Raw genomic sequence first — 25529 nt, forward strand, 5'->3', positions numbered from 1 at the left:
TTACTCCTCCTCGTTCCCGCCCTCTTCATACGCGCCAAAAGGCTTCGCCGGAAGAACAATGTAGGTGCCTTCAAACACCGCGCCCGGCGTTTTATCGCCAAACAGTTCGACCTGCATTTGTACGCGCGCCTTGCGACCGCGTGCCAGACGGTCAAGATCGCCACCCAGTGACCCCAGATCGGCCACGGCACTCGGCTTGCCGCTTATCGGTGCGCTATAGCGAATGTGGGCATCGGCGAGAATGATCGTGCCCCCCAGATGACGCTCGCGAAGCATTAGCCAGATGAGACCCCACCCGGTGAGCGTCGCGAGGGAAAACAGACTTCCGGCAAACAGGGTGTGGTGTGGGTTCTGATTACCGGTTTCCGGCATGGTGGTAATAAATTTTTGTCCGGTGTACTGCTGAATGCGCACGCCCATTTTTTCGCTGAGCGGAATGTGCTGATACCAGGCCTGCTGCAGCTGTCCACACCAGTCGGCGCGATGAAGAATATCATCCAGCGTGGCGATGGGTTTGATCATCAAAAAATGACGAATCGGCGTGGTTTGCGGGGTTGTGATTTCCCCTTGATTCACAAAGCCGAGCTTGGCGAAAAATTCTACGGCATCTTCTCGGGCGCTACAGGTAACGCGCTTAACGCCTTCCTGACGGGCGACGGACTCAAGGGTCATCGCCATTAGCGTTCCCAGACCTTTGTCCTGAACGGAGGGATGAACCGCCATAAAGCGAATCGACGCTTCGTTATCGGCGTTGATATACAAGCGCCCGACGGCGACGAGGTTACCCTCTTCGTCCATCACCATCTGATGGTGGGCCATCGCATCCCAGGCGTCGCGTTCAGATCCTTTTGGCTGATGCAGTGGCTTGCGCAGCATTTCCCAGCGGAACTGGTAATAAGCGTCTAACTCTTCTTCCGTTTGCGGTACTCGAAGGTGATACATAGCTGTACTCTCTCTTGTTACCCGCGGCCACGCCGCCAGTTGGCTCATACCTGGAGCCAGAATGTGACGGGGCCATCGTTCACCAGCGAAACCTGCATATCTGCAGCGAATCTTCCGGTTTGCGTATTCATTTCCTGCTGGCGACAACGCTCAACAAAGTACTCGTAAAGTGCTTCCGCACGAGCCGGTGCGGCGCCTTTAGAGAAGCTCGGGCGCATGCCGCGCTCGGTATCCGCTGCCAGCGTAAACTGGGAAACCACCAGCACGCTGCCGCCCGCCTGCTGGACGTTCAGGTTCATCTTGCCTTCCGCATCGCTGAAAATACGGTAGCCCAGCACGCGCTCACACAAGCGGTTGGCTTTTTGTTCGTCGTCATCCTTTTCGACACCTAACAACACCAAAAGTCCTGGGCCAATTTCACCCGTCACCTCTCCCTCCACGGTGACGCTGGCACGGGTTACGCGCTGTATCAATGCAATCATGGTTGGTCTGCTTCTAATTGTTTTTCAGCTTCTGCTGCTTTTTTAAGTTCGCGGTACACACCGAGAGTGACAGTTATTTCGGCACCAAGCAAGACGATACACCAGGTCCAGTAGACCCAGACAAACAAAATGGGGATCACCGCCAGCACGCCGTAAATCAGCTGATAGGACGGAAACATGGTGATGTAGAGGGCAAACCCTTTTTTACCGAGCTCAAAAAGCAACGCCGCCACCAGCGCCCCCACAACCGCATCGCGGTTAGGCACGCGCGTGGTCGGCACGACGCTATAGAGCAGCCAGAACGAGAGCCACGACAGGATCAGCGGGAAGATGCGAAGCGCATTATCAATTACGCCGTTTAACTCACTCGCCCAGCGCAAGGAGAGAAGATACGAACTGATCGCCAGGCTCGCCCCGGCCAGCAGCGGCCCCAGCGTGAGAATCATCCAGTACACGGCAAAGGAATAGACCTTTGGCCGCGCTTTTTTACTCCGCCAGATAGTGTTCAGCGCATTATCAATGGCGTACATCAACAGCAGCGCGGTAACGATAAGACCGCATGCCCCCACTGCCGTCATCTTATTGGAGTTGGCAACAAACTGCTCAATGTAGTTCTGGATGACATCCCCGGTTGCAGGAATGAAATTCGCGAAGACAAAATGGCGAAGCTGCAGGCTGACGTCCGCAAACATCGGAAAGGCGGAAAACAGGGCAAAAATGACCGCCACCAGCGGCACTAATGAGAGCAACGACACGTAGGCGAGGTTACCCGCCAGCGTGGTCATGTTGTCCTCATCAATACGGTGCCAGAGCAGTTTCAGCCATGCCCTCAGCGGGCGAGTATGATGCGTGGCTTTTTGATGAACGGTTTTTAGCATAGCTGCTTCGCAAAGTAGTTTGGTATCGTCTCTTTTCCGGTCACCTGAATTGACGTTATACCTAACTGGTTAGCTCCCTCTATATTATCGGCGTTGTCGTCGAAAAAGACCGCATCGGCCGCGGTGAATCCCTCTGACTGCAGAACAGCCTGATAAATTCGCGATTCAGGCTTACGCATCCCCATCTCCTGCGAAAGATAGATCTTGTCGGCCGCCGCCTTAACTTCAGGGTATTCCTCAGGCCAGAACGTGGTGTGCAGACGGTTGGTATTGGACAACACAACGACCCGATGGCCCTGCTCGCGGAGCTTATGCATGATGTCGATCACTTCAGGTCGGATGGCGACAAATACCGCCTGCCAGCCGTGCGAAAACTGCTCGTAGCTCAACGGTAGATCCATCTCCTGACAGAAACGTTCAGCGAATTCTTCATCACCGATCTCGCCGCGTTCATGCTGATGGAAGGTCTCGCCCATCGCGAAATTCTGCTTCAGTGTCGCCAGCGGAACGCGGCTAAAGTCGCTCCACGCCCCAAGCACGCGATTAAAATCGATATCGACGATTACGTTTCCTAAATCAAAGATATAAAGCATGGTTATCTCCTGCTCGCCGTGGAGAGGTAACTGTAGCGGGAAAGATAAAGTTTGGCTATGCAAGAGATTCAGCTTAGAGGGAGCAGTATGAAGAACAAAAATTTAGCCAGGAAGATGATATTGGCTTTCGGGCGATAGGCAGGGATAAGTTTTATTTAAGTTCGACTTTGCGAAAATATAGGTTTTAGTTCATTCTGCAAAAAATTATAGAAAAACGCTTCCGTAAAATTTTTTCTCATCACCATATTCCCCCATTTTGCCATGGCAATCCCATTTCGCGCGGCTTTGCTCGAAATCGCAACAAGCTTACTTTACCTAAATTTACATTTGGATACAAATACTCTATTTATCTTCTTTTTTATAATGATAAGTTTACATTACTTTACACATGGAGCTGCACTTTCGTGAAGATTAAAAAGGGGTACGTCCTCAGTGCCGTTTTAATAGCTTTACTCTGCGCTTTCGCTATTTATTCATACAATGCCTATCGATTTAAAAAAGCCAGCAGAGATATTTTATATCAACTCTCTAGCCAACTGATTGTGAAGCAAGGGCTTGAACCAAAACTTTCAACCCACCTCATTTTTGATACGTTATATATCGACGGTAACATATCCAAAGATGATGACAAAATCATTGTGGGGCTTATCAGAAAAAACCTTATCCCTGTCAGAACAATATCGATAAACAGTGGTGGCGGCGATGTCGAAACTGCAATCAAAATAGCACAAGTTATTCATAATAAAGAAATTAACATTGAGGTGAGGCGATTATGCCTTTCTTCGTGTGCTAACTATCTTTTCCCAGCGGCAAAAAATAAAATCATCAACTATGGTTCCATTATTGGCTTCCATGGGTCGCCTAATTCTGATGACAATAAGTTAACAACTACAGTTAACGGAGAAATCAATACAGACACAACGATAACAGATCGCATTTTCTCAGAAATAAGAAAAACGGATAAAGCATTCTACAAAGATATAAATGTGTCATGGATGATGCCACTTTGCGGGCAAAAAGAAAATATTGGTGATCCAGACACAGGTCTGTCGACGTACAGCGAAAAGGATTTTACGCGTTTTGGTGTAAAAAACATTTCATTCACGGATGGTGAAATGGTATGGAAAAAGTCTATGGATATTATGGGTATACCTTTTGCTCACTATTGCAAGGAACATTAATAATGCGTGAACTCAATGAAAGCGAATTAAGTAACGTCAGCGGTGCAGGAATGTGGGGTTCTATCGGTAGTGCGATTGGTGGGATGTTCGGTGGTGGTAGTGCTGGTTGTAATGGCAGTTATTCTCACACCAGCACCACTAACAAAGATGGTTCTCACTCTGAAAGCACATCCTTTAGCGGCGGTTGCTCGGTTAACGTTGGTGGTAAAAGCGGTGGTTCATCAAAAGGTAATGGTGGTTCGAAAAGTGGCGGTGGCCACCAGGGTAATGATCACGGTAGACATTAATTCCTGAATCATTATAACTCATAGCCGCTGATAATTAGCGGCTATTTCCACCCTGCAAGAGGCCAGATATGTTTCGCAAGGAAGCTATTGAATATCAAAGAACCCGGTGGGAAGGGAGAGCCGTTCTTCTGCCGGGCATCCCTTTTGCTTTTATCATATTGCTCAGCTTTTTTTTTATTGCTTCCATTTCTATTTTTATTACCAAAGGTTCCTATACCCGACGCGTAATCGTTCACGGTGAGATAACCACTTTCCCAGGCTCAGTGAATATCTCAGCCTCAATGCAGGGTACAGTCGTGCAGAGTTTTGTTAATGAAGGCGATCGCGTAAAAAAAGGTGACACTCTCTTTCTCATTCATTCGGGAGTATCGACGCAATCAGGCCTGGTTGATGAGAATAAAAAAAAGGAGATCGCGCTACAGATAAATAGTATCAGCGTAATGATGGCAAATTTGAACTCTTCAAAAAAACGTACTCTCGCTGCGCTAACAACTCAAAAAGATCATTATCAGTCCAGTTTTAATACCTCATCTGGGTTACTCGTGCAGGCTGAACGGGAACTGCATCAGATTGAGAAAAACGTTAACGATTACCGTCGTTATCAGGAAAAAGGTCTGGTCACCAAAGACCAGATGAGTAGCCAAAACGCACTACTCTATCAACAGCAGAGCAATGTGTCTGACCTGGTCGCCAGAAAATCACAGGACCAGGTTCAGATCGATGCGCTCAATCAGCAAATCCAGTCCCAGAGCGCTGATTATGACCACCAGATTTACCAGCTTGAGCAACAGATATACGAATTGCAAAAAGAAAAGTTAAATGCAGAAGCGGAAGGTAATTATGTCATCGAGGCAACAGCCGATGGCTTAATCGACTCCATCAATACGGCGCAAGGTAAGATGATCAGCGCAGGCGATGTACTGGCGCGAGTTCAGCAGAATATACATTCACCATGCTATCTCGAAACCTGGGTTCCGGATGAAGTTCTTCCTTATCTGGCGATTGGCCAGCGCGTTAATGTCAGTTACGACGCCTTTCCTTATGAAAAATTTGGTCAGTTCAGGGCATCAATATCAGCAATATCCAGGCTTCCGGCATCGAAGCCAGAACTCCTGTCAAAGCAGACCATCGCACATGAATTCTATGACGATAAAAAGTCCTGGTACAAAATCATGATCAAACCTGACCTACAGTCTGTGCAAGTTCATGGAAAACAACTCTCACTGAGCCAGGGAGCCAAAGCGCAGATTTCTCTTTTCCTTGAAAAGAGACATATCTATGAGTGGTTATTATCGCCCTTTTACGAAATGAAAATGAGCGTAACGGATGCGGGTAATGAATAATCTTTATACACTTGAGACGCTGCTGCGCAAGTTGGATCTGAGTATATTTAAACGCATCCCAGTTGTCTTTCAAACTGAAGCGTCCGAATGTGGCCTGGCCTGTCTTTCAATGATATGCAGTTTTTATGGCAAGCAGGTCGATCTACTGCAACTCCGGCAACAATTTAATTTGTCATCACGTGGGGTCAACCTCCATGCGATAAAAGCAATTGCCAGTCAACTGGAGATGTCGTCACGCGCATTGTCCGTGGACCTTCAGGAATTACATGATGTACGCAAGCCCTGCATATTGCATTGGGATTTTAACCATTTTGTCGTACTGATTAAGGTCGATAAGAACGGCGCGGTGATCCACGACCCTGCGTTTGGACGACGGGTGATTAGCATGCCCGAATTGTCCCAACATTTTACTGGTGTTGTGCTTGAGGTATGGCCGGGAACCACTTTCTCAGTTCAAAAAAAGCAAAACAGATTAAAAGCCACCACGTTATTAAAGAATATCAATGGACTGATAACATCACTGACGAAGATATTTTTCTTATCGCTGGTGATTGAGTTGATCAGCCTGCTGTTGCCTGTGGGGACACAATTAGTCACGGATAATGTCATTGCATCCGGAGATTACGGTTTACTTAATATCATCTGTCTTGGGCTGTTTATTCTGATTCTGTTACGTTTGACGATCAGTATCATTCGCTCCTGGACCATGCTGATACTGGGAACACTCATCGACGTCCAGTGGAGTTTTAGCCTTTTTTCTCACCTTATTAAGCTACCAACCACCTTTTTTGAAAGACGCAAACTGGGGGACATTCAGTCTCGTTTCCACTCGCTTGATGTTATACGGGCCACTTTTACCACAGGTTTAACTGGTAGCATTATTGATACGCTAATGCTCATGGGTTTGCTGGTAATGATGTTTTTATACAACCTTCAGCTCAGCATGATAGTGGTCTCTTTTACCGCAATATACACCTTCATTCGGTTTGCTACCTATCGATACTATCGCCAGTTATCCGAAGAAGAGTTAATCAAGGAAGCACGTCTTAATTCTTATTTTATGGAAACCCTGTACGGTATCGCGACGATTAAGATTCAGGGGATGACTGACCTGAGAATCAATAACTGGTTTAATCTTTTTTCAGATAAGGTTAATACCGGCATTCGTTTGACGCGAATGGATCTCTTCTTTGGTGGTGTCGTCTCTTTTATCGCCGCCTGCGATCAAATTGTTATCCTGTGGGTTAGCGGCAGGCTGATGATGGATAGTCATTTAACCATCGGTATGTTTATCGCGTTTAATACCTTCAGGAGTCAGTTCTATGACCGAATAAATGCCCTGATCAACTTTATCATTCAGCTGAAGCTCATCAACTTACACAATGAACGCGTTGCCGATATTGCGCTGCAGGAAGCATCTTCTTCAACGGCCACCAGCCCGCTGCATTTACCACACGGAGCCTTAACGCTCGAAACTCAGGATTTGACCTACCGTTATGATAACCATGCGGACCCTATATTCAGCAAACTGAATCTGACCATTCATGCCGGGGAGAGTATTGCTATTACGGGCGTATCGGGTGCAGGTAAAAGCACCTTGATGAAAGTGTTGTGCGGTTTATTCGAACCGTCGAACGGCTGCGTCCGAATTAATGGCATTGATATTAAGCAACTTGGTTTTGAGCATTATGCTGAACGCATTGCCTGTATCATGCAGGAAGATAAGTTGTTTGCAGGCTCTATCAAAGAGAATATCACCGGTTTTCGGCCTGACATTGACGAGCAGTGGATGGTGCAATGCGCCATCGCAAGCCATATTCATAATGACATTTTAAAGCTACCAATGGGTTACGAGACACTGATTGGTGAACTTGGAGAAGGGTTGTCCGGGGGTCAAAAACAGCGGATTTATATTGCCCGGGCATTATACCGCAAACCGGGTATTTTATTCATGGACGAGGCGACCAGCCACCTTGATAAAACCAGTGAAAGTCAGGTCAATCAGTCTATACAGGCGATGAACATCACAAGGATTATTATCGCGCATCGCGAAACCACGATTTCATCGGCAGATCGGGTGTTCGTGATAAATGGAGCAGAGTTACCCTAATCCGTGAATTTCGCAGGAAAGAGATAGCTTCCGGACATAATGCCCCAGGTAATGAAGAATTCTGGCGATAATCGAATAAAAAAGCCGCTGATCGCTCAGCGGCTTTTTACATACAGGACAGCGTTAACGCTAACCTGTATTAGTCTTCTTTCGCACCGCGCATAGCACGTTTACGATCGTTCTCGGTCAGGTGACGTTTACGGATACGAATTGACTGTGGAGTCACTTCTACCAGTTCGTCATCATCGATGAATTCCAGAGCCTGCTCCAGAGTCATCTTGATCGGTGGAACCAGAACCGTTGCTTCGTCAGTACCGGACGCACGCATGTTGGTCAGTTTCTTACCGGTCAGGCAGTTTACGGTCAGGTCGTTAGAACGGCTGTGAATACCGATGATCTGGCCTTCATAAACTTCAGCACCGTGACCCAGGAACAGCTTACCGCGATCCTGCAGACCGAACAGCGCAAACGCAACAGCTTTACCCTGACCGTTGGAGATCAGTACGCCGTTGTTACGCTGGCCCACTTCGCCCGGACGAACGTCGTCGTAGTGGCTGAAAGTGGAGTACAGCAGGCCGGTACCGGAGGTCATGGTCATGAACTCAGAACGGAAGCCGATCAGGCCACGGCTTGGGATCACGTAGTCGAGACGTACGCGGCCTTTGCCATCTGGATTCATGTTTTTCAGGTCGCCTTTACGCTCACCCAGAGCCTGCATCACAGAACCCTGATGCTGCTCTTCAACGTCCAGCGTTACGTTTTCGAATGGCTCTTGTTTACGGCCATCGATCTCGCGGAAGATTACTTTCGGACGGGAAACCGCCATTTCGAAACCTTCACGACGCATGTTCTCAATCAGAACAGACAGGTGCAGCTCACCACGACCAGAAACGCGGAATGCATCAGCATCTTCGGTTTCTTCAACGCGCAGCGCAACGTTGTGCACCAGCTCTTTGTTCAGGCGGTCAAGGATCTGACGAGAGGTAACGAACTTACCTTCTTTACCACAGAACGGAGAGGTGTTGACGTTGAAGAACATGGATACGGTTGGTTCATCAACGGACAGGGCTGGCAGCGCTTCGACGTTCTGCGGATCGCAGATGGTGTCGGAGATGTTCAGTTCACCCAGACCGGTGATAGCGATGATGTCGCCCGCTTCCGCAACGTCACTCTCGATACGCTCAAGACCCAGGTGAGTCAGTACTTTACCGACTTTACCGTTACGGGTTTTGCCTTCGCTATCGATGATAGTAACCTGCTGGTTAGGCTTCACTTTACCGCGCTTGATACGACCAATGCCGATTACGCCAACGTAGTTGTTGTAGTCGAGCTGAGAGATCTGCATCTGCAGGGTGCCGTCGAGATCGACGTTTGGCGCAGGAACACGGTCAACAATCGCCTGATACAGCGGGGTCATGTCTTCAGCCATGTCTTCGTGGTCCAGGCCTGCGATACCGTTCAGCGCAGATGCGTAAACGATAGGGAAGTCCAGCTGCTCGTCGGTCGCATCGAGGTTAACGAACAGGTCGAAGACCTGGTCAACAACCCAGTCAGGACGCGCGCCAGGGCGGTCAACTTTGTTGATAACAACGATTGGCTTCAGACCATGGGCAAAAGCTTTTTTGGTCACGAAGCGCGTCTGTGGCATTGGGCCATCCATTGCGTCAACGACCAGCAGAACGGAGTCTACCATGGACATTACACGTTCAACTTCACCACCGAAGTCGGCGTGCCCTGGGGTATCAACGATGTTGATACGGTAGTCATTCCATTTAATCGCGGTGTTTTTCGCGAGGATGGTAATCCCACGCTCTTTCTCCAAATCGTTGGAGTCCATCACGCGTTCTTGGGTTTCGGCACGCGCATCAAACGTACCGGATTGCTGCAGCAGCTTGTCAACCAGGGTAGTTTTACCATGGTCTACGTGCGCGATGATGGCGATGTTACGCAAATTTTCGATCACAACTTTGCCTCAGGCATTTAGAAATAGCGCGTTATTGTACACGGATTAATCGCACTACAAAACAGGATCACAAACATCCCCCGCAAACAAGTATTGCAGAGATGCTTTGTGATCGCTTTCACGGAGCGGTAAAAGGGCACTTTAACGTAAATTGCACCAATATGGTGCTCGATGTTCACATTGAGGCACTATACTGGTGCAACAAATCCATTGTGGTGCAGCCCTTTTGCACTATGGTGCGCATGATAACGCCTTTTTGGGGTGATTTAAAAGTTGGCACAGATTTCGCTTTATAAAAAATACATGGCACCAGCCAGTACAAACAGAAATTGAAGACCTCGTTACCACGACGACAATGACCAATCTGGAGAGTTAAGTATGTCCGCTGAACACGTTTTGACGATGCTGAACGAACATGAAGTGAAGTTTGTTGATCTGCGCTTCACCGATACCAAAGGTAAAGAACAGCACGTCACAATCCCTGCTCATCAGGTGAACGCCGAATTCTTTGAAGAAGGCAAAATGTTTGACGGCTCCTCCATTGGTGGCTGGAAAGGCATTAACGAATCCGACATGGTTCTGATGCCAGACGCGACCACTGCGGTCATTGATCCGTTCTTCGAAGAACCAACCCTGATCATCCGTTGCGACATCCTCGAGCCAGGCACGCTGCAGGGCTACGACCGCGACCCGCGTTCTATCGCGAAACGCGCTGAAGAGTACCTGCGTTCTACCGGCATCGCAGACACCGTTCTGTTCGGGCCAGAGCCAGAATTCTTCCTGTTCGATGACATCCGCTTCGGTGCCTCTATTTCTGGCTCCCACGTGGCTATCGACGACATCGAAGGTGCATGGAACTCCTCCACCAAATACGAAGGCGGTAACAAAGGTCACCGTCCTGGCGTGAAAGGCGGTTACTTCCCGGTTCCTCCGGTCGACTCTGCACAGGACATCCGTTCCACCATGTGTCTGGTGATGGAAGAGATGGGCCTGGTTGTTGAAGCTCACCACCACGAAGTGGCGACTGCTGGTCAGAACGAAGTGGCAACCCGCTTCAACACCATGACCAAAAAAGCGGACGAAATTCAGATCTACAAATACGTTGTGCACAACGTTGCGCACCGTTTCGGTAAAACCGCGACCTTCATGCCAAAACCAATGTTTGGCGATAACGGTTCCGGTATGCACTGCCACATGTCTCTGTCCAAGAACGGTACCAACCTGTTCTCTGGCGACAAATATGCCGGTCTGTCCGAGCAGGCGCTGTATTACATCGGTGGTGTTATCAAACACGCTAAAGCGATCAACGCCCTGGCGAACCCAACTACGAACTCCTACAAGCGTCTGGTCCCGGGCTACGAAGCGCCAGTGATGCTGGCCTACTCTGCACGTAACCGTTCTGCTTCTATCCGTATCCCGGTGGTGGCTTCTCCTAAAGCGCGTCGTATCGAAGTTCGCTTCCCGGACCCAGCGGCTAACCCATACCTGTGCTTCGCAGCACTGCTGATGGCCGGTCTGGACGGTATCAAGAACAAGATCCACCCGGGCGAAGCGATGGACAAAAACCTGTACGACCTGCCGCCAGAAGAAGCGAAAGAGATCCCACAGGTTGCTGGCTCTCTGGAAGAAGCCCTGCAGGCGCTGGACGCAGACCGCGAGTTCCTGACTGCAGGTGGCGTATTCACTGACGACGCTATCGATGCTTACATCGCCCTGCGTATGGAAGAGAACGACCGCGTGCGTATGACTCCACACCCGGTTGAGTTCGAACTGTACTACAGCGTTTAATAAAAGTTGTTTTACCCGGCGTGATAAACGCCGGGGGTAGTTGCCGTGGAAACTTTTAGCCCATCTCCGGATGGGCTTTTTTCTCCACCAACAACCTGATCTCACGCGCTTTTTACGCCGAAAACGCTATACTGCACTAAATTAGTGCAAACGACTCCAGGAGACTGCTGAATGGCAACTGGCACGCTGCCCGATGCTGGGCAGATCCTCAATTCTTTGATTAACAGCATATTGCTGGTCGATGACGAGCTGGCCGTTCATTACGCCAACCCGGCCGCGCAGCAGCTGCTCGCCCAAAGCGCACGTAAACTGTTCGGCACCCCGCTTCCTGAACTCCTGAGCTATTTTTCGCTGAATATTGGCCTGATGCAGGAAAGTTTGCAGGCTGGCCAGGGGTTTACCGATAACGAAGTCACGCTGGTGATCGACGGGCGCTCGCACATTCTGTCGTTAACCGCGCAACGTCTTCCCGAAGGTCTGATCCTGCTGGAAATGGCGCCGATGGATAATCAGCGTCGACTGAGCCAGGAGCAGCTTCAGCATGCGCAGCAGATTGCCGCCCGTGATCTGGTGCGCGGTCTGGCGCATGAAATCAAAAACCCGCTGGGTGGATTACGCGGCGCGGCGCAGCTTCTGACCAAGGCGCTGCCCGATCCCGCGCTGGCGGAGTATACCAACGTCATCATTGAGCAGGCGGACCGTCTGCGGAATCTGGTAGACCGTCTTCTCGGTCCGCAGCAGCCGGGAATGCACGTCACAGAAAGCATCCATAAAGTGGCTGAGCGGGTGGTGAAGCTCGTCTCAATGGAGCTGCCAGAGAACGTCACGCTAGTACGTGATTACGACCCAAGCCTGCCGGAACTGGCCCATGACCCGGACCAGATTGAGCAGGTCCTGTTGAATATTGTGCGTAATGCCCTGCAGGCGCTGGGGCCTGAAGGCGGTGAGATTATTTTACGCACCCGCACCGCCTTCCAGCTCACGTTACACGGCGTGCGCTACCGGCTGGCCGCCCGAATCGACGTTGAGGATAACGGGCCCGGCATTCCATCGCATTTGCAGGACACCCTGTTCTACCCGATGGTAAGCGGTCGCGAAGGCGGAACCGGCCTGGGCTTATCCATTGCCCGCAGTTTGATCGATCAACACTCCGGGAAAATTGAATTTACCAGTTGGCCGGGACATACCGAGTTTTCGGTTTTCCTGCCGATTAAAAAATAAAGGTGACGTTTATGCAACGAGGGATAGTCTGGGTAGTCGATGACGATAGCTCCATCCGTTGGGTGCTTGAACGCGCGCTCACAGGGGCAGGATTAAGCTGCACGACGTTTGAGAGCGGCAGCGAAGTGCTCGACGCACTCACCACCAAAACGCCAGATGTTCTGCTTTCGGATATTCGTATGCCGGGCATGGACGGGCTGGCGCTGTTAAAGCAGATCAAACAACGCCACCCTATGCTTCCGGTCATCATAATGACCGCGCACTCCGATCTGGATGCCGCAGTAAGCGCCTATCAGCAAGGGGCGTTTGATTACCTGCCCAAACCGTTTGATATCGACGAAGCGGTGGCGCTGGTTGAGCGCGCGATTAGCCATTATCAGGAGCAGCAACAGCCGCGCCACGCACCCGATTTTGGGCCAACGACAGACATCATCGGTGAAGCACCGGCGATGCAGGACGTGTTTCGCATTATTGGCCGTTTGTCCCGCTCGTCCATCAGCGTATTGATTAACGGTGAGTCGGGAACCGGTAAAGAGCTTGTGGCGCATGCATTGCACCGCCACAGCCCGCGGGCAAAAGCGCCGTTCATCGCCCTGAATATGGCGGCGATCCCGAAGGATTTGATTGAGTCCGAACTCTTCGGCCATGAAAAAGGGGCATTTACCGGCGCCAATACCATTCGCCAGGGGCGGTTTGAACAGGCTGACGGCGGTACGCTGTTCCTGGATGAGATCGGCGATATGCCGCTGGATGTCCAGACACGCCTGCTGCGCGTGCTGGCCGACGGGCAGTTTTATCGCGTGGGCGGCTATGCGCCGGTGAAGGTGGACGTGCGTATTATCGCCGCGACCCACCAGAACCTGGAGCAACGCGTTCAGGAAGGAAAATTCCGTGAGGATTTATTCCACCGTCTGAACGTAATCCGCGTTCATCTGCCGCCGCTGCGTGAGCGTCGGGAAGATATTCCCCGCCTGGCACGTCATTTCCTGCAGGTGGCCGCCCGCGAGCTGGGTGTGGAAGCCAAGCAGCTTCACCCGGAAACCGATGCCGCTCTGACGCGTCTGGCATGGCCGGGAAACGTGCGTCAGCTGGAAAACACCTGCCGCTGGTTAACCGTGATGGCCGCCGGGCAGGAAGTGCTGATTCAGGATTTACCGGCCGAGCTGTTTGAAGCGACCGCGCCTGAAAGCAGTACCGGGCACGCGCTGCCGGACAGCTGGGCGACGCTTCTGGCGCAGTGGGCCGACCGCGCGCTGCGTTCCGGTCATCAAAACCTGCTGTCTGAAGCTCAGCCAGAGATGGAGCGTACGCTGTTAACTACCGCGCTTCGTCATACGCAGGGTCATAAGCAGGAAGCCGCTCGCCTGCTGGGATGGGGACGTAATACCCTGACGCGCAAGCTTAAAGAGCTGGGAATGGAGTGATCGCACGCCGCTGTGTAAAGGTTATTAATTGAGCGCAAATTGCCGTTATTTTGCGCTTTACTGTTCCGATGAGTTTTGTATGATCGTGCCCGGAAATTGGGGGTGAACATCATGCTGGAAACAATTGTGAATATGATCTCTAGCGGAGCCGCTGAAAGCCACACGCCACAAACAGCCGTTGCGGCTATGTTGTGTGCGGCGCTGGTTGGGCTGTTTAGCTAGCGAGTTGAACGTAAAAGCCGGGTGGCGGCTTCGCCTTACCCGGCCTACGTTTAGTGCTTTTGGCAATGCGCCTTAAATCACCCGCGAGAACTGCTGCAGTCGCGCTTTCTGACGCAGATACGCGTCAAAGCACATGCAGATATTACGAATCAACAGACGCCCTTTCGGCGTGACCTCAATCGCGCTCTCCGACACATCCACCAGCCCGTCTTTCGCCAGCGGTGCAATCAGCTTCAGGTCTTCCGCAAAATAATCGCTGAAGTGCAGATCCCACTGCGACTCAACGTCGCTGAAATCGAGACGGAAGTTGCAGATGAGCGCCTTAATGACATCGCGACGGATGCAGTCGTCGCGCGTTAACGCAATGCCGCGCCACAGCGCGTTGCCCGTTTCATCAACCTGCTGGTAGTAAAGCTTCAGCTCTTTCTGGTTCTGCGCGTAAGAGTCGCCAATCATGCTGATAGCGGAGACGCCCATCCCCAGCAAATCGGTATCGCCCTGGGTTGTGTAGCCCTGGAAGTTACGGTGCAGAACGCCTTCACGCTGCGCAATCGCCAGCTCGTCATCCGGACGAGCAAAGTGATCCATTCCGATAAACTGATAGCCGGTTTCGGTCAGCGAGGCGATGGTTTCCTGCAGGATATCCAGCTTCTGCTGGGCAGAAGGAAGATCGGCATCTTTGATTTTGCGCTGAGCGGCAAAGAGCGTCGGCAGATGCGCATAGTTAAAAACGCTCAGGCGGTCCGGGTTGAGTTCGGCCACGCGCTTCAGGGTGAAGGCGAAGCTTTCCGGCGTTTGCTTTGGCAGGCCGTATATCAGGTCAATATTGGTCGAGGTGAAACCAATCTCACGCGCGTGATTGAGTAAGGCAAAGATAAATTCTTCGTCCTGCTCGCGGTTCACCAGACGCTGAACCTCTTTATTGAAATCCTGCACGCCCATGCTCAGACGATTGAAGCCTTCGGCGCGTAAGTGATCCAGTACATCCAGCTCAATTTCACGCGGATCGACTTCGATCGAGATTTCAGCGTCGGCGTTAAAACTGAAATTGCCGCGCAGCAGGGTCATCAGGCGGCTTATTTGCGCTTTATTCAGATAGGTTGGCGTCCCGCCGCCCCAGTGCAGCTGGCTGACGTGACGGCCAGTAAACAGCGGCGCGCGATGGACAATTTCTTGTTCGAGCGCGTCAAGATACTGGTCGGCTTTGTGCTGCTGACGGGTAACGATTTTATTGCATCCGCAGAAGTAGCAAAGCTTATGGCAGAACGGAATATGGACGTAGAGCGACAGCGGACGCTCAGGATAGCGCGCGACAGCCTGCTGGAAATCAGCCTCGCCGAAGGCATCGGAGAACTCCAGCGCGGTGGGGTATGACGTATAACGCGGCCCGGAATAGTTATATTTCTGGATTAGGGCCAAATCCCAGTCGATAGTTGGTGCTGACATGCTCACTCCTTCCGTTGGTGTCGCGTTCGTATACGGCGGCCCGTTCTGGCCCCATCGCGGGCCATCATTCGGGTGCGCAGCCACTTCTGTCGCCGCGACAACCGCCGTAGTTTAACGAATAACCACACCAGATAACATATAACCGGAAGGGTTATAAGCAGGACTATCGTGCCTGCCGGGTGCAAATGTTAGTTTCCACCCTTCAGAAGACGCATCATATCTTCCTGCTTCTCGTCTTCTTCTTCCTCTTCGTCATCGTCGTATGACAGGCCCAGCTTCTGCATCAGTTCATCGATACGATCCAGTTTGGCATCCACCCATGACTGCTCTTCAGCGGTCAGGGTTTCACCCTCTTCAAGACGTTCCAGCAGCGCGTCCAGGCGCTCATCGTTCTCCAGCAAATCCAGCTCAGCCTGCGGTGAAAGCATAGGTTTCTCGCTCTTTGGTTTATGCTGCTTAGTGACCGGGGTGTCTGTCACGCCCAGTGGAATGGGAGTTTTACTGCCGATACGAGGATCTTTCTGCTGTTTGCCTTTTGCAGAAGCACCCGCTGCACCACCACCGTTGGCACGGCTACCCGCAGCGTGACCGCGATGTTTTTTGTCGCGTTTGCGGTCGCGCGCTTCCTGGTTCAGTTCTTCGCGCGTTTTGCGGCGTGCTTTTGCAGGGCGTTTCGCGCCCGCAGCGGAGGTTGGTTTTTTCATGATGTTTTATCTTTAAGTCGTTTTCTTCAGTATAGAATTGCGGCGAAATCTAGCAGAAAGCAAGCAAAGAAAAAAGGCGACAGAGCAATCTGTCGCCTTTTTTCCTGACTCACAACCCTTAGCGGGTCAGACTTTCCGTGTTTGCCAACAACAAACCCTGTTTATCCCTTGGCTAATACCGTCCGTGATACGGTTCCATTTCCTTTTAAAACGCCTCCAGGCGCTGGTCATCCTGACAATCCTGCGTCTTCGCCTCCTGGCGCTCCTGACCCTAATCCTTAAGTCGATTTCCTGTTGGCTTCCTCGCCCTGACGCACACTTTACCTTGTTCCGTTAAACTAACAAGCAACGAAACGGTACAAAAAGAGTTTTTCAGACAATTACCCGGAAATAAGATTATGATTTAAAACAGTTTGCCTTTTTTGACGCCTGCGAATTCTCTGAAATCTCCCATAGCATCCCTGGCCGATCTCTCACACCGGTTGTGGCATTCGCCTACAGCTCATAGCAATCAGAAAAGCCTTTTGCCTGCATTCGGGTATAATCCCCTTCAGATTACGATTTTGGAGACGACCACGTGACTACCTGGAACTACCAACAGACGCATTTTGTCACCAGTGCGCCCGATATTCGCCACCTTCCTTCTGATACCGGTATTGAAGTGGCATTTGCTGGCCGCTCCAATGCGGGGAAATCCAGCGCCCTGAATACGCTGACCAATCAGAAGAGCCTGGCGCGCACCTCAAAAACACCTGGCCGTACCCAGCTGATCAACCTGTTTGAAGTCGCAGAGGGCAAACGCCTGGTCGACTTACCAGGCTACGGTTACGCGCAGGTACCGGAAGAGATGAAAATCAAGTGGCAACGTGCGCTGGGTGAATACCTGGAAAAACGCCTGTGCCTGAAAGGTCTGGTGGTGCTGATGGATATTCGCCATCCCCTGAAAGATCTGGATCAGCAGATGATCGACTGGGCGGTAGCAAGCGATATCGCCGTGCTGGTGCTGCTGACGAAAGCCGATAAGCTGGCGAGCGGCGCGCGCAAAGCGCAGGTGAATATGGTTCGCGAAGCGGTGCTTGCGTTCAACGGTGATGTGCAGGTTGAGCCGTTCTCCTCGCTGAAAAAGCAGGGCGTGGACAAGCTGCGTCAGAAGCTCGATACCTGGTTTAGCGAGCTGGAACCCGCGACGGAAGCGGAAGAAGAGTAATACCGAGCGCGGCGATAGTCGCGTTTTTTTTGCCTGAATTTTTCTTTGCCGCAATAAAAAACGCCCCAGTCATTACTGACTGGGGCGGCTAAAATATTCAGCCAAATCCGATTACGTGAAGTAAAAGGTCTGAAAGATAGAACATCTTACCTCTGTACCCTACGCCGACAACTCTACCCCTTTTTGTGCTGCAGAAAAAGCACTTTTTGTAGTTTTTTTTCATTCTTTACATAGGGAATTCTAATGATTGTCACAAAACGCGCGTTGTTATGTTGCAAACTTACATAAAAAGCGCGTTATGCGAAGAACCCTTAGTGAGCCTGATCCCAGTTTTCGCCACTTCCTACTTCCACCAGCAACGGCACGTCAAGCGTCATGCTGCTTTCCATCAGTTCGTGGACCTTCTTCGACACGGCGTCGAGGTCGTCTTTATGCACTTCAAATACCAGTTCATCGTGTACCTGCATGATCATTTTCACGCGAGGCTTCTCTTCTTCCAGCCAGGCATCAACGGCGATCATTGCACGCTTAATAATGTCCGCCGCGGTACCCTGCATCGGGGCGTTGATCGCCGCACGCTCTGCGCCAGCGCGACGCGCCGCGTTGCTGGATTTGATGTCCGGTAAGTAGAGACGGCGGCCATCCAGGGTTTCGACGTAACCTTTTTCCTTCGCCTGCGCGCGGGTGCGTTCCATATATTCCAGCACGCCCGGATAACGCTCGAAGTAGAGATCCATATACTTCTGCGACTCTTTACGCGGAATGTTGAGCTGGCGCGAAAGACCAAATGCGCTCATGCCGTAAATAAGACCGAAGTTGATCGCCTTAGCACTGCGGCGCTGTTCGTTGGTCACGCTCTCCAGCGGCAAGCCGAAGACTTCCGCCGCGGTTGCCCGGTGGATGTCCTTCCCTTCTGCAAATGCAGTCAGCAGGCCTTTGTCGCGGGACAGATGCGCCATAATGCGCAGCTCAATTTGCGAGTAGTCAGCAGAGACAATCAGATAATCCTCTGGTGCGATGAAAGCCTGGCGAATACGGCGGCCTTCTTCGTTACGTACCGGGATGTTCTGCAGGTTGGGATCGGTTGACGAGAGACGACCGGTCGCCGCGACAGCCTGATGGTACGACGTGTGCACACGACCCGTTTTCGGGTTGATCATCAGCGGAAGCTTGTCGGTGTAGGTAGACTTCAGCTTCGCGAGGCCACGGTACTGCAGAATCACTTTTGGCAGCGGGTAATCCAGCGCCAGCTCTTCCAGCACCTCTTCAGAGGTTGACGGCGCGCCGCCAGGGGTCTTCTTCAGCGGCTTGATGCCCTGCTTTTCAAACAGAATGGTTTGCAGCTGCTTCGGTGAAGAGAGGTTAAACGGCTCGCCTGCAAGCTCATGCGCTTTTTGCTCGAGCTCGGTCAGACGCTGCGCCAGCTCCCCGGAGTGGTTATGCAGCACCGTTGGGTCAATCTTCACGCCGTTGCGTTCAATGCGTGACAGCACGGGCACCAGCGGCATCTCGATATGCTGGAACACGTTCAGCGGACCTTCATGCTTCTGCAGTTTTGGCCACATCTTCAGGTGCAGCTGCAGCGTGACATCTGCATCTTCCGCCGCGTAGCGCCCCGCTTCTTCCAGAGCAATCTGGTTAAAGGTGAGCTGATTTTTCCCTTTACCGGCAATTTCTTCAAAGGTGATCGTTTTGTGCTTGAGCCAGCGGTCAGATAAGGAATCCATATCATGGCGGCCCGCGACGCTGTCCAGAATGTAGGATTCAAGCATGGTGTCGAAGGCAATCCCGCGCAGTTCAATGCCGTAATTTTGCAGAATGCCGCGGTCGTACTTGAGGTTTTGCCCAACCTTGAGCGCCTTTTCGTCTTCCAGGATCGGCTTCAGCAGTTCGAGCACGCGTTCACGGGAGATCTGCTCCGGCGCATCCAGGTAATCGTGCGCCACAGGGACGTAGGCGGCAATACCCGGCTCTGTCGCAAATGACAGGCCAACCATATTGGCAGAGATGTTATCGAGGCTGTCGGTTTCGGTATCAAAGGCGAAGACCGGCGCCTTTTTCAGTTTATCGATCCAGGCGATCAGCCGTGACTCTTCAAGAATGGTTTCATAGTTGTCGAAGGAAAGCGCCACGGCTTCTTCTTCCGCCTGCTCTTCTGCGTCAACGACGATTGTCTCCTTCGGCTTTGCAGCAGGTTTAGCCCCTTTCGCCTGCAGCCATTTACCGGCTTCCACGTCAGCGGTCCAGCGCTTGAATTCGTATTTCTTAAACAGGCTCAGCAGATCGTCAGCGGAAGGCTGTTGCACTTCAAGCTGCTCACAGCCCAGCTCCAGTTCGACATCGGTTTTGATTGTGGCCAGCTTATAGGAGAGATAAGCCACCTCTTTGTTCTCTTTTAGTTTTCCGGCCATGGTTTTTGCACCACGGAAGGAGAGCCCGGCGATTTTGTCTGGCTCCGCGTAGAGCGTATCCAGACCACCCAGCCCCTGGAGCAGCGCCTGCGCGGTTTTTTCACCGACGCCAGGGACACCCGGGATGTTATCCGAGGAATCGCCCATCAACGCGAGGAAGTCGATAATCAGCTCAGGCGGCACGCCATACTTTGTGACCACTTCTTCTGGCCCCAGAATGGTGTTGGTCATGGTGTTAATCAGGGTGATGCCTGGCGTCACCAGTTGCGCCATATCTTTATCACCGGTGCTGATCAGCACAGGACGACCCATCTTTTCTGCTTCACGCGCCAGCGTGCCGATAACGTCATCAGCCTCAACGCCAGAGACGGCCAGCAGCGGCAGCCCCATCGCTTTTACCATGGTATGCAGCGGCTCAATCTGCGCACGCAGATCGTCAGGCATTGGCGGACGGTGAGATTTGTAATGCTCAAACAGCTCATCGCGGAAAGTTTTACCTTTCGCATCAAAGACTACAGCCGCATGGGTTGGCTGATACTGAAGGATCAGGCTGCGCAGCATGTTCAGCACGCCGTACATTGCGCCGGTAGGTTCCCCTGCGCTATTGGTCAGAGGAGGAAACGCATGGTATGCCCGATACAGGTAAGAAGAGCCATCGACGAGAATAAGAGGGTTTTCTGGGATCTGAACCATAATGTCCGTGCCTTTAATCAATTTATGGGTAAAGGATGCCACAGAAGGATGAAAACATCAGGTATTAGCACCAGATACAGGAAAAGATTTTGCGATCGTGAGGATCGCTCGCAAAAATCAAACTGTGGATAAGTTTGTGCATATTTTCACTTCATATGAATAACAGACGTAAAAAATACATATGAGTTAATTTTTAGATCTTAATTATCATGCTGTTATCGTATTAGATTTTCTCTATATGGTCACCTGATGGCAATTTAGTCTATGTGGATATAAGCCTTGATAAGCGCGGAATCACAGAGAAATCTTCTGCGACAGGGTAAAAGCGGCCAAATCATCACATGAAAGCGCCATTAATTTGTCCGTTTTCTGGTAAAATCAGCGCCCAGCGTCGAATAGCCGGCCGCTCACTTACAGCTAACCATTTGAAAAAGCTCATCATGTCGAGATTGCTTGCTGCAATAACATTACTGTTAAGCATCATTTTAACTATCCTGGTGACTGTCGCCTGCTCTGTACCGATCATTATCGCCGGGATCGTTAAACTGCTGTTGCCTGTCTCTGTGGTGTGGCGAGCCGTGTCCGCATTTTGTAATTTCATGATGTACTGCTGGTGCGAAGGACTGGCGATCCTGCTGTGCCTGAACCCGCATCTGAAGTGGGATATCAAAGGGCTGGAGAGTCTTAACAAGAAGAACTGGTATCTGCTGATTTGCAATCACCACAGCTGGGCGGACATCGTGGTGTTATGCGTACTTTTTCGCAAACACATCCCGATGAACAAATACTTTCTGAAACAGCAGCTCGCCTGGGTGCCTTTTATCGGGCTGGCCTGCTGGGCGCTTGATATGCCGTTTATGAAACGCTATTCGCGCAGCTATTTGATTCGTCATCCCGAGCGTCGCGGCAAAGATGTGGAGACCACGCGTCGTTCCTGCGAAAAGTTTCGCGCGCATCCTACGACCATCGTAAACTTTGTTGAAGGCTCCCGATTTACGGAGGAGAAGCACCAACAAACCCGCTCTCCTTACCAGCACTTGCTGCCGCCAAAGGCTGCGGGTATTGCGATGGCGCTTAACGTGCTGGGATCGCAGTTCGATAAACTCCTGAACGTCACGCTCTGCTATCCGGAAAACGATAAGACGCCGTTCTACGATATGCTCAGCGGCAAACTGACGCGCATTGTTGTGCGTGTCGATCTGGTCCCGATAGATGCCGGGCTGCACGGTGATTACGTTAACGATAAGAGTTTCAAGCGTCGTTTCCAGCAGTGGCTTAATACGCTCTGGAAAGAGAAAGACGAACAGATAGACAATATTAAATCTTCATACAAAAACGCCGGTCAGTGACCGGCGTTTTTACATCAGCGAAATTACTTCTTCTCAACCAGGTATTTCACAGTATCAGCATACTGCTGTACGAAGATATCCATGCTGCTGGTGTCCATGCCCTGCATGTTCAGCTGGTATTTGCCGTTAACAAACATCGCCGGAACGCCCTGAAGCTGGAGGTCAGCAGCCGCTTTTTCCTGCTGAGCAACCAGAGATTTCACCACAAAGCTGTTCCATGCAGCGTCATACTCTTCACCTTTCACGCCGGCATCAACGAACACTTTACGGATATCCGCAGTGGTCTGAACGGTCTGGGTTTTCTGTACGGCTTCAAACATTGGCGCAGTGATCTTATCTTCCACGCCCAGAGCCATCGCAACCGCCCACGCCTGGGTCAGGTCTTTACCCAATGGGCCCAGGAACTCGACGTGGTACTTGGTCATTTTGGTGCCTTCTGGCAGCTTTTTCTTCACGTTATCCGAAACATGCAGCACCTGCTCGAACTGATAGCAGTGTGGGCAGTAGAACGAGAAAAACTCCAGAACCTGTGGCTCGCCAGCGACCGGTTTGTCCAGCGTGGTGTACTGTTTGCCGTCGGTAAACTGCGCAGCAGAAGCGCTAAATGCCAGAATCATACCTGCCAGCGCCAGCCAAATTTTTTTCATGATTAACTCTCTCCTGGGTGTGTCCAATTAATACATCGGCGTTAATTGCAGAGGGGGTTCGTGAAGAACCTTGACCTGCTCAGTAAATGTAGATATCTGGCTACGCCAGTAATCCTCTCCGGTAAGCCACGGGAAATTCCGGGGAAATGCGGGATCGTCCCAACGCCTGATTAACCATGCGAGATAATAAACAAAACGCATCGCACGTAAAGGCTCAATCAGGGCAATTTCGTCTGAATTAAACGGGCTAAATTCTTCATAAGCTTCAATGATCGTTTCAAGCTGCATGCGTTGCTCGGCTTTGTCGCCATTGAGCAGCATCCACAGGTCCTGAACCGCGGGCCCCATACGCGCATCATCGAGATCGACAAACAGCGGGCCATCACGCCAGAGGATATTTCCTGCATGACAATCGCCATGCAGGCGCAGGACGGAAATATCGTCACGCCAGCAGGTTTTAACAGCAGCAATGAGCTTATCGGTGGCGTTGAGGAAATCATCCTTTAACGCTGCGGGGATCATGGCAGACGTTTCGAATATTTCGCGTGGCTCAAGAAGGTATTCCTGAATTCCGATAGTCGGGCGGGCAATAAAGGCTTTTTTGCGTCCCGTCTGGTGTATGCGCCCAAGATAGCGGGCAACCCACTCCATCTGATCGATATTATCCGCTTCAAACTGGCGGCCACCCAGGCTCGGGAATACAGCGTAGTAAAACCCTTCGTGCGTGAGAAGCGTTTGATTATTGAATTTTAGCGGCGCGGCAACGGGAACATCGTCATCCAGCAGATCGTGAGCAAACTGATGCTCTTCCTGAATTTGTTCTGCGGACCAGCGTTCAGGACGATAGAACTTTACGACGAAGCGCTGACGATCCTCGTCCTGAAATTGATAGACGCGGTTTTCATAGCTGTTTAACGGTGTTAGCCCGGAATCCACCCGAATACCCTGTTCAAACAGGGCATCCATAATGGTGTCCGGGTGTAATGTCTGGAAAGTAAAAGCCTGGTCGTTCATCCGATCATCCGGAAATTATACGAATGATTCAGGATATCATCTTGTGGCGATTTCGGTGCCGCCGCTTACAAGCTTTTACTCTTTAATTACGCCTCGGGCGCGCAGTAATGCGGTCTTAAAATCTTCCTCATAATCCTTCTGAATACCAGGAATAACAGCATCTTTGGCAGAGTCACGCATTTTAAGTTGGTAGATCAGGATATCGTCAGAAAGGTCTGCCAGTTCGCCGTCAAAACCTGACTCTTTCGCCAGTTTCTGTAAAAATTGCATCAGATTTAGCTCTGGCTCTTTTTGCCAGGCGGGCTGGAGGAGTTCAATAACTTCATTCAGACGTTTACATTTCATGGTGGTGCTCCTTTCATTTAGAGTGACACGTTAGCAGGGTCAATCCCACAATAAAAGAGGCGATATTCGTGAATCTTAGCCAGGAAATCATTGGGGTCGTTCTGGCAGGTGGCAGAGCAACGCGAATGGGGGGAAAAGATAAGGGGCTTCAACGCCTGAACGGCAAACCCTTATGGCAATGTGTCGCTGATACGCTCGCAGGCCAGGTGTCGACAATAGTCATCAGTGCTAACCGGCATATCGACACTTACCAGCTCAGCGGGTACGCCGTTTACCAGGATATCCTTGAGGATTACCCGGGACCGCTGGCCGGGATGCTTTCGGTCATGCAACAGTCTCGCGGAGAGTGGTTCATCTTCTGTCCCTGCGATACTCCGTTTATTCCGTCCTGTCTTGTCGAGCGTTTGTTGCTGCTTCGCGGTACGGCTCCTGTGGTTTGGGTACATGACGGCGAGCGTGATCATCCTGCTATCGCATTGATGCACCGATCCCTGGCACCAGCTCTACAGGCCTATCTGAGTGCGGGAGAGCGCAGGGTGATGGCTTTTATGCGCGAGTCTGGCGGTCATCCCGTTGATTTTAGCGATTTAAAATCAGCTTTTGTGAATGTGAATACGCCTGACGATTTGCAGATGATGCAGGAGAAAAGATGATACCTGTCGTAGCCATTTCCGCCTGGAGTGGGACCGGGAAAACCACGCTGCTGAAAAAGCTCATTCCTGCGCTTTGTGCCAGAGGTATCCGTCCAGGATTGATTAAACATACCCACCATAATATGGATGTCGATAGACCGGGCAAAGATAGCTATGCATTGCGTAAAGCGGGTGCAGCGCAAACGATGGTGGCAAGTACTCAACGCTGGGCGCTGATGACAGAAACGCCGGATGAGGCGCCGCTGGATCTCGCTTATCTGGTCAGCAGGATGGATCATGCCACGCTGGATCTGGTGCTGGTTGAGGGATTTAAGCATGAGGCCGTGCCTAAGATCCTGCTGTTCAGAAGCGATGCCGGGCATGATTTCAGCGAATTAACGCTGGATGAGCATGTGATTGCGGTGGCCAGTAATGTTGTATTGCCGCTTGAAGTTCCGATGCTGGATTTAAATGATGTAGAAGGGATTGCGCAGTTTATAGTGGAGTGGAGTGCGATCTGACTTACCGGGGGGTGGTTTTGCCCTACCCGACCTACAAATTCCTGAGGTGCTTAAACGCAAAAAGGCCATCCTTTCGGATGGCCTCTCTACTTATTTGATGCCTGGCAGTTCCCTACTCTCACATGG

Annotated in this window: 24 protein-coding genes; 12 read left to right on the forward strand and 12 right to left on the reverse strand. The window is 51.2% G+C overall.

Features of this window, described 5'->3' with window-relative positions:
- Genes fabY through yihX form a run of 4 tightly spaced genes read right to left on the reverse strand, consistent with a single transcriptional unit; the run spans window position 1 to window position 2895 of the window.
- The gene (gene fabY / locus DEO48_RS23485; protein ID WP_023309755.1) at window positions 1-942 is read right to left on the reverse strand and encodes a fatty acid biosynthesis protein FabY; all 942 of its coding nucleotides are present in this window, start codon (window positions 940-942) and stop codon (window positions 1-3) included.
- A gap of 44 nt (window positions 943-986) precedes the next feature.
- Window positions 987-1424, reverse strand: a complete 438-nt coding sequence (gene dtd / locus DEO48_RS23490) for a D-aminoacyl-tRNA deacylase (protein WP_109846452.1) — start codon at window positions 1422-1424, stop codon at window positions 987-989.
- Complete coding sequence (locus DEO48_RS23495; RefSeq protein ID WP_109846453.1) at window positions 1421-2302, reverse strand: virulence factor BrkB family protein; 882 nt, start codon at window positions 2300-2302, stop codon at window positions 1421-1423. Before DEO48_RS23495 ends, dtd begins: the two co-directional genes overlap by 4 nt.
- On the reverse strand, window positions 2296-2895 hold the full coding sequence (yihX, locus tag DEO48_RS23500; protein WP_109846454.1) for a glucose-1-phosphatase: 600 nt from the start codon (window positions 2893-2895) through the stop codon (window positions 2296-2298). The genes DEO48_RS23495 and yihX overlap by 7 nt, the downstream gene beginning before the upstream one ends.
- 404 nt (window positions 2896-3299) lie before the next feature.
- On the opposite strand from yihX, the gene DEO48_RS23505 reads away from it, so the two are divergent.
- From DEO48_RS23505 to DEO48_RS23515, 4 genes are all read left to right on the forward strand, one after another.
- Window positions 3300-4076: a hypothetical protein gene (locus DEO48_RS23505; protein WP_109846455.1), complete on the forward strand. Its 777-nt coding sequence runs from the start codon at window positions 3300-3302 to the stop codon at window positions 4074-4076.
- Between the two features lie 2 nt (window positions 4077-4078).
- A complete protein-coding gene (locus DEO48_RS26615) occupies window positions 4079-4363 on the forward strand; it encodes a hypothetical protein (RefSeq protein WP_146198327.1) in 285 nt (94 codons plus the stop codon).
- A gap of 68 nt (window positions 4364-4431) precedes the next feature.
- A complete protein-coding gene (locus DEO48_RS23510) occupies window positions 4432-5706 on the forward strand; it encodes an HlyD family secretion protein (RefSeq protein WP_109846456.1) in 1275 nt (424 codons plus the stop codon).
- Window positions 5699-7816: a peptidase domain-containing ABC transporter gene (locus DEO48_RS23515; RefSeq protein WP_109846466.1), complete on the forward strand. Its 2118-nt coding sequence runs from the start codon at window positions 5699-5701 to the stop codon at window positions 7814-7816. Before DEO48_RS23510 ends, DEO48_RS23515 begins: the two co-directional genes overlap by 8 nt.
- 139 nt (window positions 7817-7955) lie before the next feature.
- Here the strand turns inward: DEO48_RS23515 and typA are convergent, their stop codons facing one another.
- Window positions 7956-9779 (reverse strand): ribosome-dependent GTPase TypA, encoded by a 1824-nt coding sequence (gene typA, locus DEO48_RS23520; protein ID WP_032639914.1) that lies wholly within the window; start codon window positions 9777-9779, stop codon window positions 7956-7958.
- Between the two features lie 378 nt (window positions 9780-10157).
- On the opposite strand from typA, the gene glnA reads away from it, so the two are divergent.
- From glnA to DEO48_RS23550, 4 genes are all read left to right on the forward strand, one after another.
- Window positions 10158-11567, forward strand: a complete 1410-nt coding sequence (gene glnA, locus DEO48_RS23530) for a glutamate--ammonia ligase (RefSeq protein WP_023309763.1) — start codon at window positions 10158-10160, stop codon at window positions 11565-11567.
- Between the two features lie 171 nt (window positions 11568-11738).
- Entirely contained in the window at window positions 11739-12788 is a 1050-nt protein-coding gene (glnL, locus tag DEO48_RS23540) for a nitrogen regulation protein NR(II) (RefSeq protein ID WP_008501857.1), read from the forward strand.
- Window positions 12789-12799: 11 nt separating this feature from the next.
- On the forward strand, window positions 12800-14212 hold the full coding sequence (glnG, locus tag DEO48_RS23545; RefSeq protein WP_023309765.1) for a nitrogen regulation protein NR(I): 1413 nt from the start codon (window positions 12800-12802) through the stop codon (window positions 14210-14212).
- Window positions 14213-14323: 111 nt separating this feature from the next.
- Window positions 14324-14434, forward strand: a complete 111-nt coding sequence (locus DEO48_RS23550) for a YshB family small membrane protein (RefSeq protein ID WP_109846467.1) — start codon at window positions 14324-14326, stop codon at window positions 14432-14434.
- A 72-nt stretch (window positions 14435-14506) separates the two neighbouring features.
- Here DEO48_RS23550 and hemN read toward each other — a convergent pair whose 3' ends face one another.
- Both hemN and yihI read right to left on the reverse strand, forming a co-directional pair.
- Window positions 14507-15880: an oxygen-independent coproporphyrinogen III oxidase gene (gene hemN, locus DEO48_RS23555; protein WP_109846457.1), complete on the reverse strand. Its 1374-nt coding sequence runs from the start codon at window positions 15878-15880 to the stop codon at window positions 14507-14509.
- A 188-nt stretch (window positions 15881-16068) separates the two neighbouring features.
- Window positions 16069-16584 carry a Der GTPase-activating protein YihI gene (yihI, locus tag DEO48_RS23565; RefSeq protein ID WP_109846458.1) on the reverse strand — a complete coding sequence of 172 codons (516 nt, stop codon included), beginning with the start codon at window positions 16582-16584 and terminating at the stop codon, window positions 16069-16071.
- A 577-nt stretch (window positions 16585-17161) separates the two neighbouring features.
- Between yihI and yihA the strand changes: the two genes are divergently transcribed.
- The gene (yihA, locus tag DEO48_RS23570; RefSeq protein ID WP_023309768.1) at window positions 17162-17791 is read left to right on the forward strand and encodes a ribosome biogenesis GTP-binding protein YihA/YsxC; all 630 of its coding nucleotides are present in this window, start codon (window positions 17162-17164) and stop codon (window positions 17789-17791) included.
- Between the two features lie 311 nt (window positions 17792-18102).
- On the opposite strand, the gene polA is transcribed toward yihA, so the two are convergent.
- On the reverse strand, window positions 18103-20895 hold the full coding sequence (gene polA, locus DEO48_RS23575) for a DNA polymerase I (RefSeq protein WP_109846459.1): 2793 nt from the start codon (window positions 20893-20895) through the stop codon (window positions 18103-18105).
- Window positions 20896-21232: 337 nt separating this feature from the next.
- Complete coding sequence (locus DEO48_RS27275) at window positions 21233-21496, reverse strand: hypothetical protein (protein ID WP_258306181.1); 264 nt, start codon at window positions 21494-21496, stop codon at window positions 21233-21235.
- Between DEO48_RS27275 and DEO48_RS23580 the strand changes: the two genes are divergently transcribed.
- The gene (locus tag DEO48_RS23580) at window positions 21393-22244 is read left to right on the forward strand and encodes an acyltransferase (RefSeq protein WP_258306180.1); all 852 of its coding nucleotides are present in this window, start codon (window positions 21393-21395) and stop codon (window positions 22242-22244) included. The two genes, DEO48_RS27275 and DEO48_RS23580, sit on opposite strands and share 104 nt — an antisense overlap.
- A gap of 23 nt (window positions 22245-22267) precedes the next feature.
- On the opposite strand, the gene dsbA is transcribed toward DEO48_RS23580, so the two are convergent.
- The 3 genes from dsbA to DEO48_RS23595 all read right to left on the reverse strand — a co-directional run bounded on the left by dsbA (window position 22268) and on the right by DEO48_RS23595 (window position 24250).
- Window positions 22268-22891, reverse strand: a complete 624-nt coding sequence (dsbA, locus tag DEO48_RS23585; protein ID WP_109846461.1) for a thiol:disulfide interchange protein DsbA — start codon at window positions 22889-22891, stop codon at window positions 22268-22270.
- Window positions 22892-22918: 27 nt separating this feature from the next.
- Window positions 22919-23905, reverse strand: a complete 987-nt coding sequence (locus DEO48_RS23590; protein ID WP_109846462.1) for a serine/threonine protein kinase — start codon at window positions 23903-23905, stop codon at window positions 22919-22921.
- Window positions 23906-23980: 75 nt separating this feature from the next.
- The gene (locus DEO48_RS23595) at window positions 23981-24250 is read right to left on the reverse strand and encodes a YihD family protein (protein WP_109846463.1); all 270 of its coding nucleotides are present in this window, start codon (window positions 24248-24250) and stop codon (window positions 23981-23983) included.
- Window positions 24251-24318: 68 nt separating this feature from the next.
- On the opposite strand from DEO48_RS23595, the gene mobA reads away from it, so the two are divergent.
- Window positions 24319-24903, forward strand: coding sequence for a molybdenum cofactor guanylyltransferase MobA (gene mobA / locus DEO48_RS23600; protein ID WP_109846464.1), 585 nt, complete (start codon window positions 24319-24321; stop codon window positions 24901-24903).
- Window positions 24900-25403 carry a molybdopterin-guanine dinucleotide biosynthesis protein MobB gene (gene mobB, locus DEO48_RS23605; protein WP_109846465.1) on the forward strand — a complete coding sequence of 168 codons (504 nt, stop codon included), beginning with the start codon at window positions 24900-24902 and terminating at the stop codon, window positions 25401-25403. The genes mobA and mobB overlap by 4 nt, the downstream gene beginning before the upstream one ends.
- Window positions 25404-25529: the final 126 nt, after the last annotated feature.

The organism is Enterobacter sp. CGMCC 5087 (assembly GCF_003144775.1).
Taxonomy (GTDB): domain Bacteria; phylum Pseudomonadota; class Gammaproteobacteria; order Enterobacterales; family Enterobacteriaceae; genus Enterobacter; species Enterobacter cloacae_M.

What these genes read in the sequence shown, in the direction of transcription:
- fabY (WP_023309755.1), bottom strand. Translation starts at nt 942, where the DNA reads ATGTATCACCTTCGAGTACCGCAAACGGAAGAAGAGTTAGACGCTTAT.
- dtd (WP_109846452.1), bottom strand. Translation starts at nt 1,424, where the DNA reads ATGATTGCATTGATACAGCGCGTAACCCGTGCCAGCGTCACCGTGGAG.
- DEO48_RS23495 (WP_109846453.1), bottom strand. Translation starts at nt 2,302, where the DNA reads ATGCTAAAAACCGTTCATCAAAAAGCCACGCATCATACTCGCCCGCTG.
- yihX (WP_109846454.1), bottom strand. Translation starts at nt 2,895, where the DNA reads ATGCTTTATATCTTTGATTTAGGAAACGTAATCGTCGATATCGATTTT.
- DEO48_RS26615 (WP_146198327.1), top strand. Translation starts at nt 4,079, where the DNA reads ATGCGTGAACTCAATGAAAGCGAATTAAGTAACGTCAGCGGTGCAGGA.
- DEO48_RS23510 (WP_109846456.1), top strand. Translation starts at nt 4,432, where the DNA reads ATGTTTCGCAAGGAAGCTATTGAATATCAAAGAACCCGGTGGGAAGGG.
- DEO48_RS23515 (WP_109846466.1), top strand. Translation starts at nt 5,699, where the DNA reads ATGAATAATCTTTATACACTTGAGACGCTGCTGCGCAAGTTGGATCTG.
- glnA (WP_023309763.1), top strand. Translation starts at nt 10,158, where the DNA reads ATGTCCGCTGAACACGTTTTGACGATGCTGAACGAACATGAAGTGAAG.
- glnL (WP_008501857.1), top strand. Translation starts at nt 11,739, where the DNA reads ATGGCAACTGGCACGCTGCCCGATGCTGGGCAGATCCTCAATTCTTTG.
- glnG (WP_023309765.1), top strand. Translation starts at nt 12,800, where the DNA reads ATGCAACGAGGGATAGTCTGGGTAGTCGATGACGATAGCTCCATCCGT.
- DEO48_RS23550 (WP_109846467.1), top strand. Translation starts at nt 14,324, where the DNA reads ATGCTGGAAACAATTGTGAATATGATCTCTAGCGGAGCCGCTGAAAGC.
- hemN (WP_109846457.1), bottom strand. Translation starts at nt 15,880, where the DNA reads ATGTCAGCACCAACTATCGACTGGGATTTGGCCCTAATCCAGAAATAT.
- yihI (WP_109846458.1), bottom strand. Translation starts at nt 16,584, where the DNA reads ATGAAAAAACCAACCTCCGCTGCGGGCGCGAAACGCCCTGCAAAAGCA.
- polA (WP_109846459.1), bottom strand. Translation starts at nt 20,895, where the DNA reads ATGGTTCAGATCCCAGAAAACCCTCTTATTCTCGTCGATGGCTCTTCT.
- DEO48_RS27275 (WP_258306181.1), bottom strand. Translation starts at nt 21,496, where the DNA reads ATGAAATTACAAAATGCGGACACGGCTCGCCACACCACAGAGACAGGC.
- dsbA (WP_109846461.1), bottom strand. Translation starts at nt 22,891, where the DNA reads ATGAAAAAAATTTGGCTGGCGCTGGCAGGTATGATTCTGGCATTTAGC.
- DEO48_RS23590 (WP_109846462.1), bottom strand. Translation starts at nt 23,905, where the DNA reads ATGAACGACCAGGCTTTTACTTTCCAGACATTACACCCGGACACCATT.
- DEO48_RS23595 (WP_109846463.1), bottom strand. Translation starts at nt 24,250, where the DNA reads ATGAAATGTAAACGTCTGAATGAAGTTATTGAACTCCTCCAGCCCGCC.
- mobB (WP_109846465.1), top strand. Translation starts at nt 24,900, where the DNA reads ATGATACCTGTCGTAGCCATTTCCGCCTGGAGTGGGACCGGGAAAACC.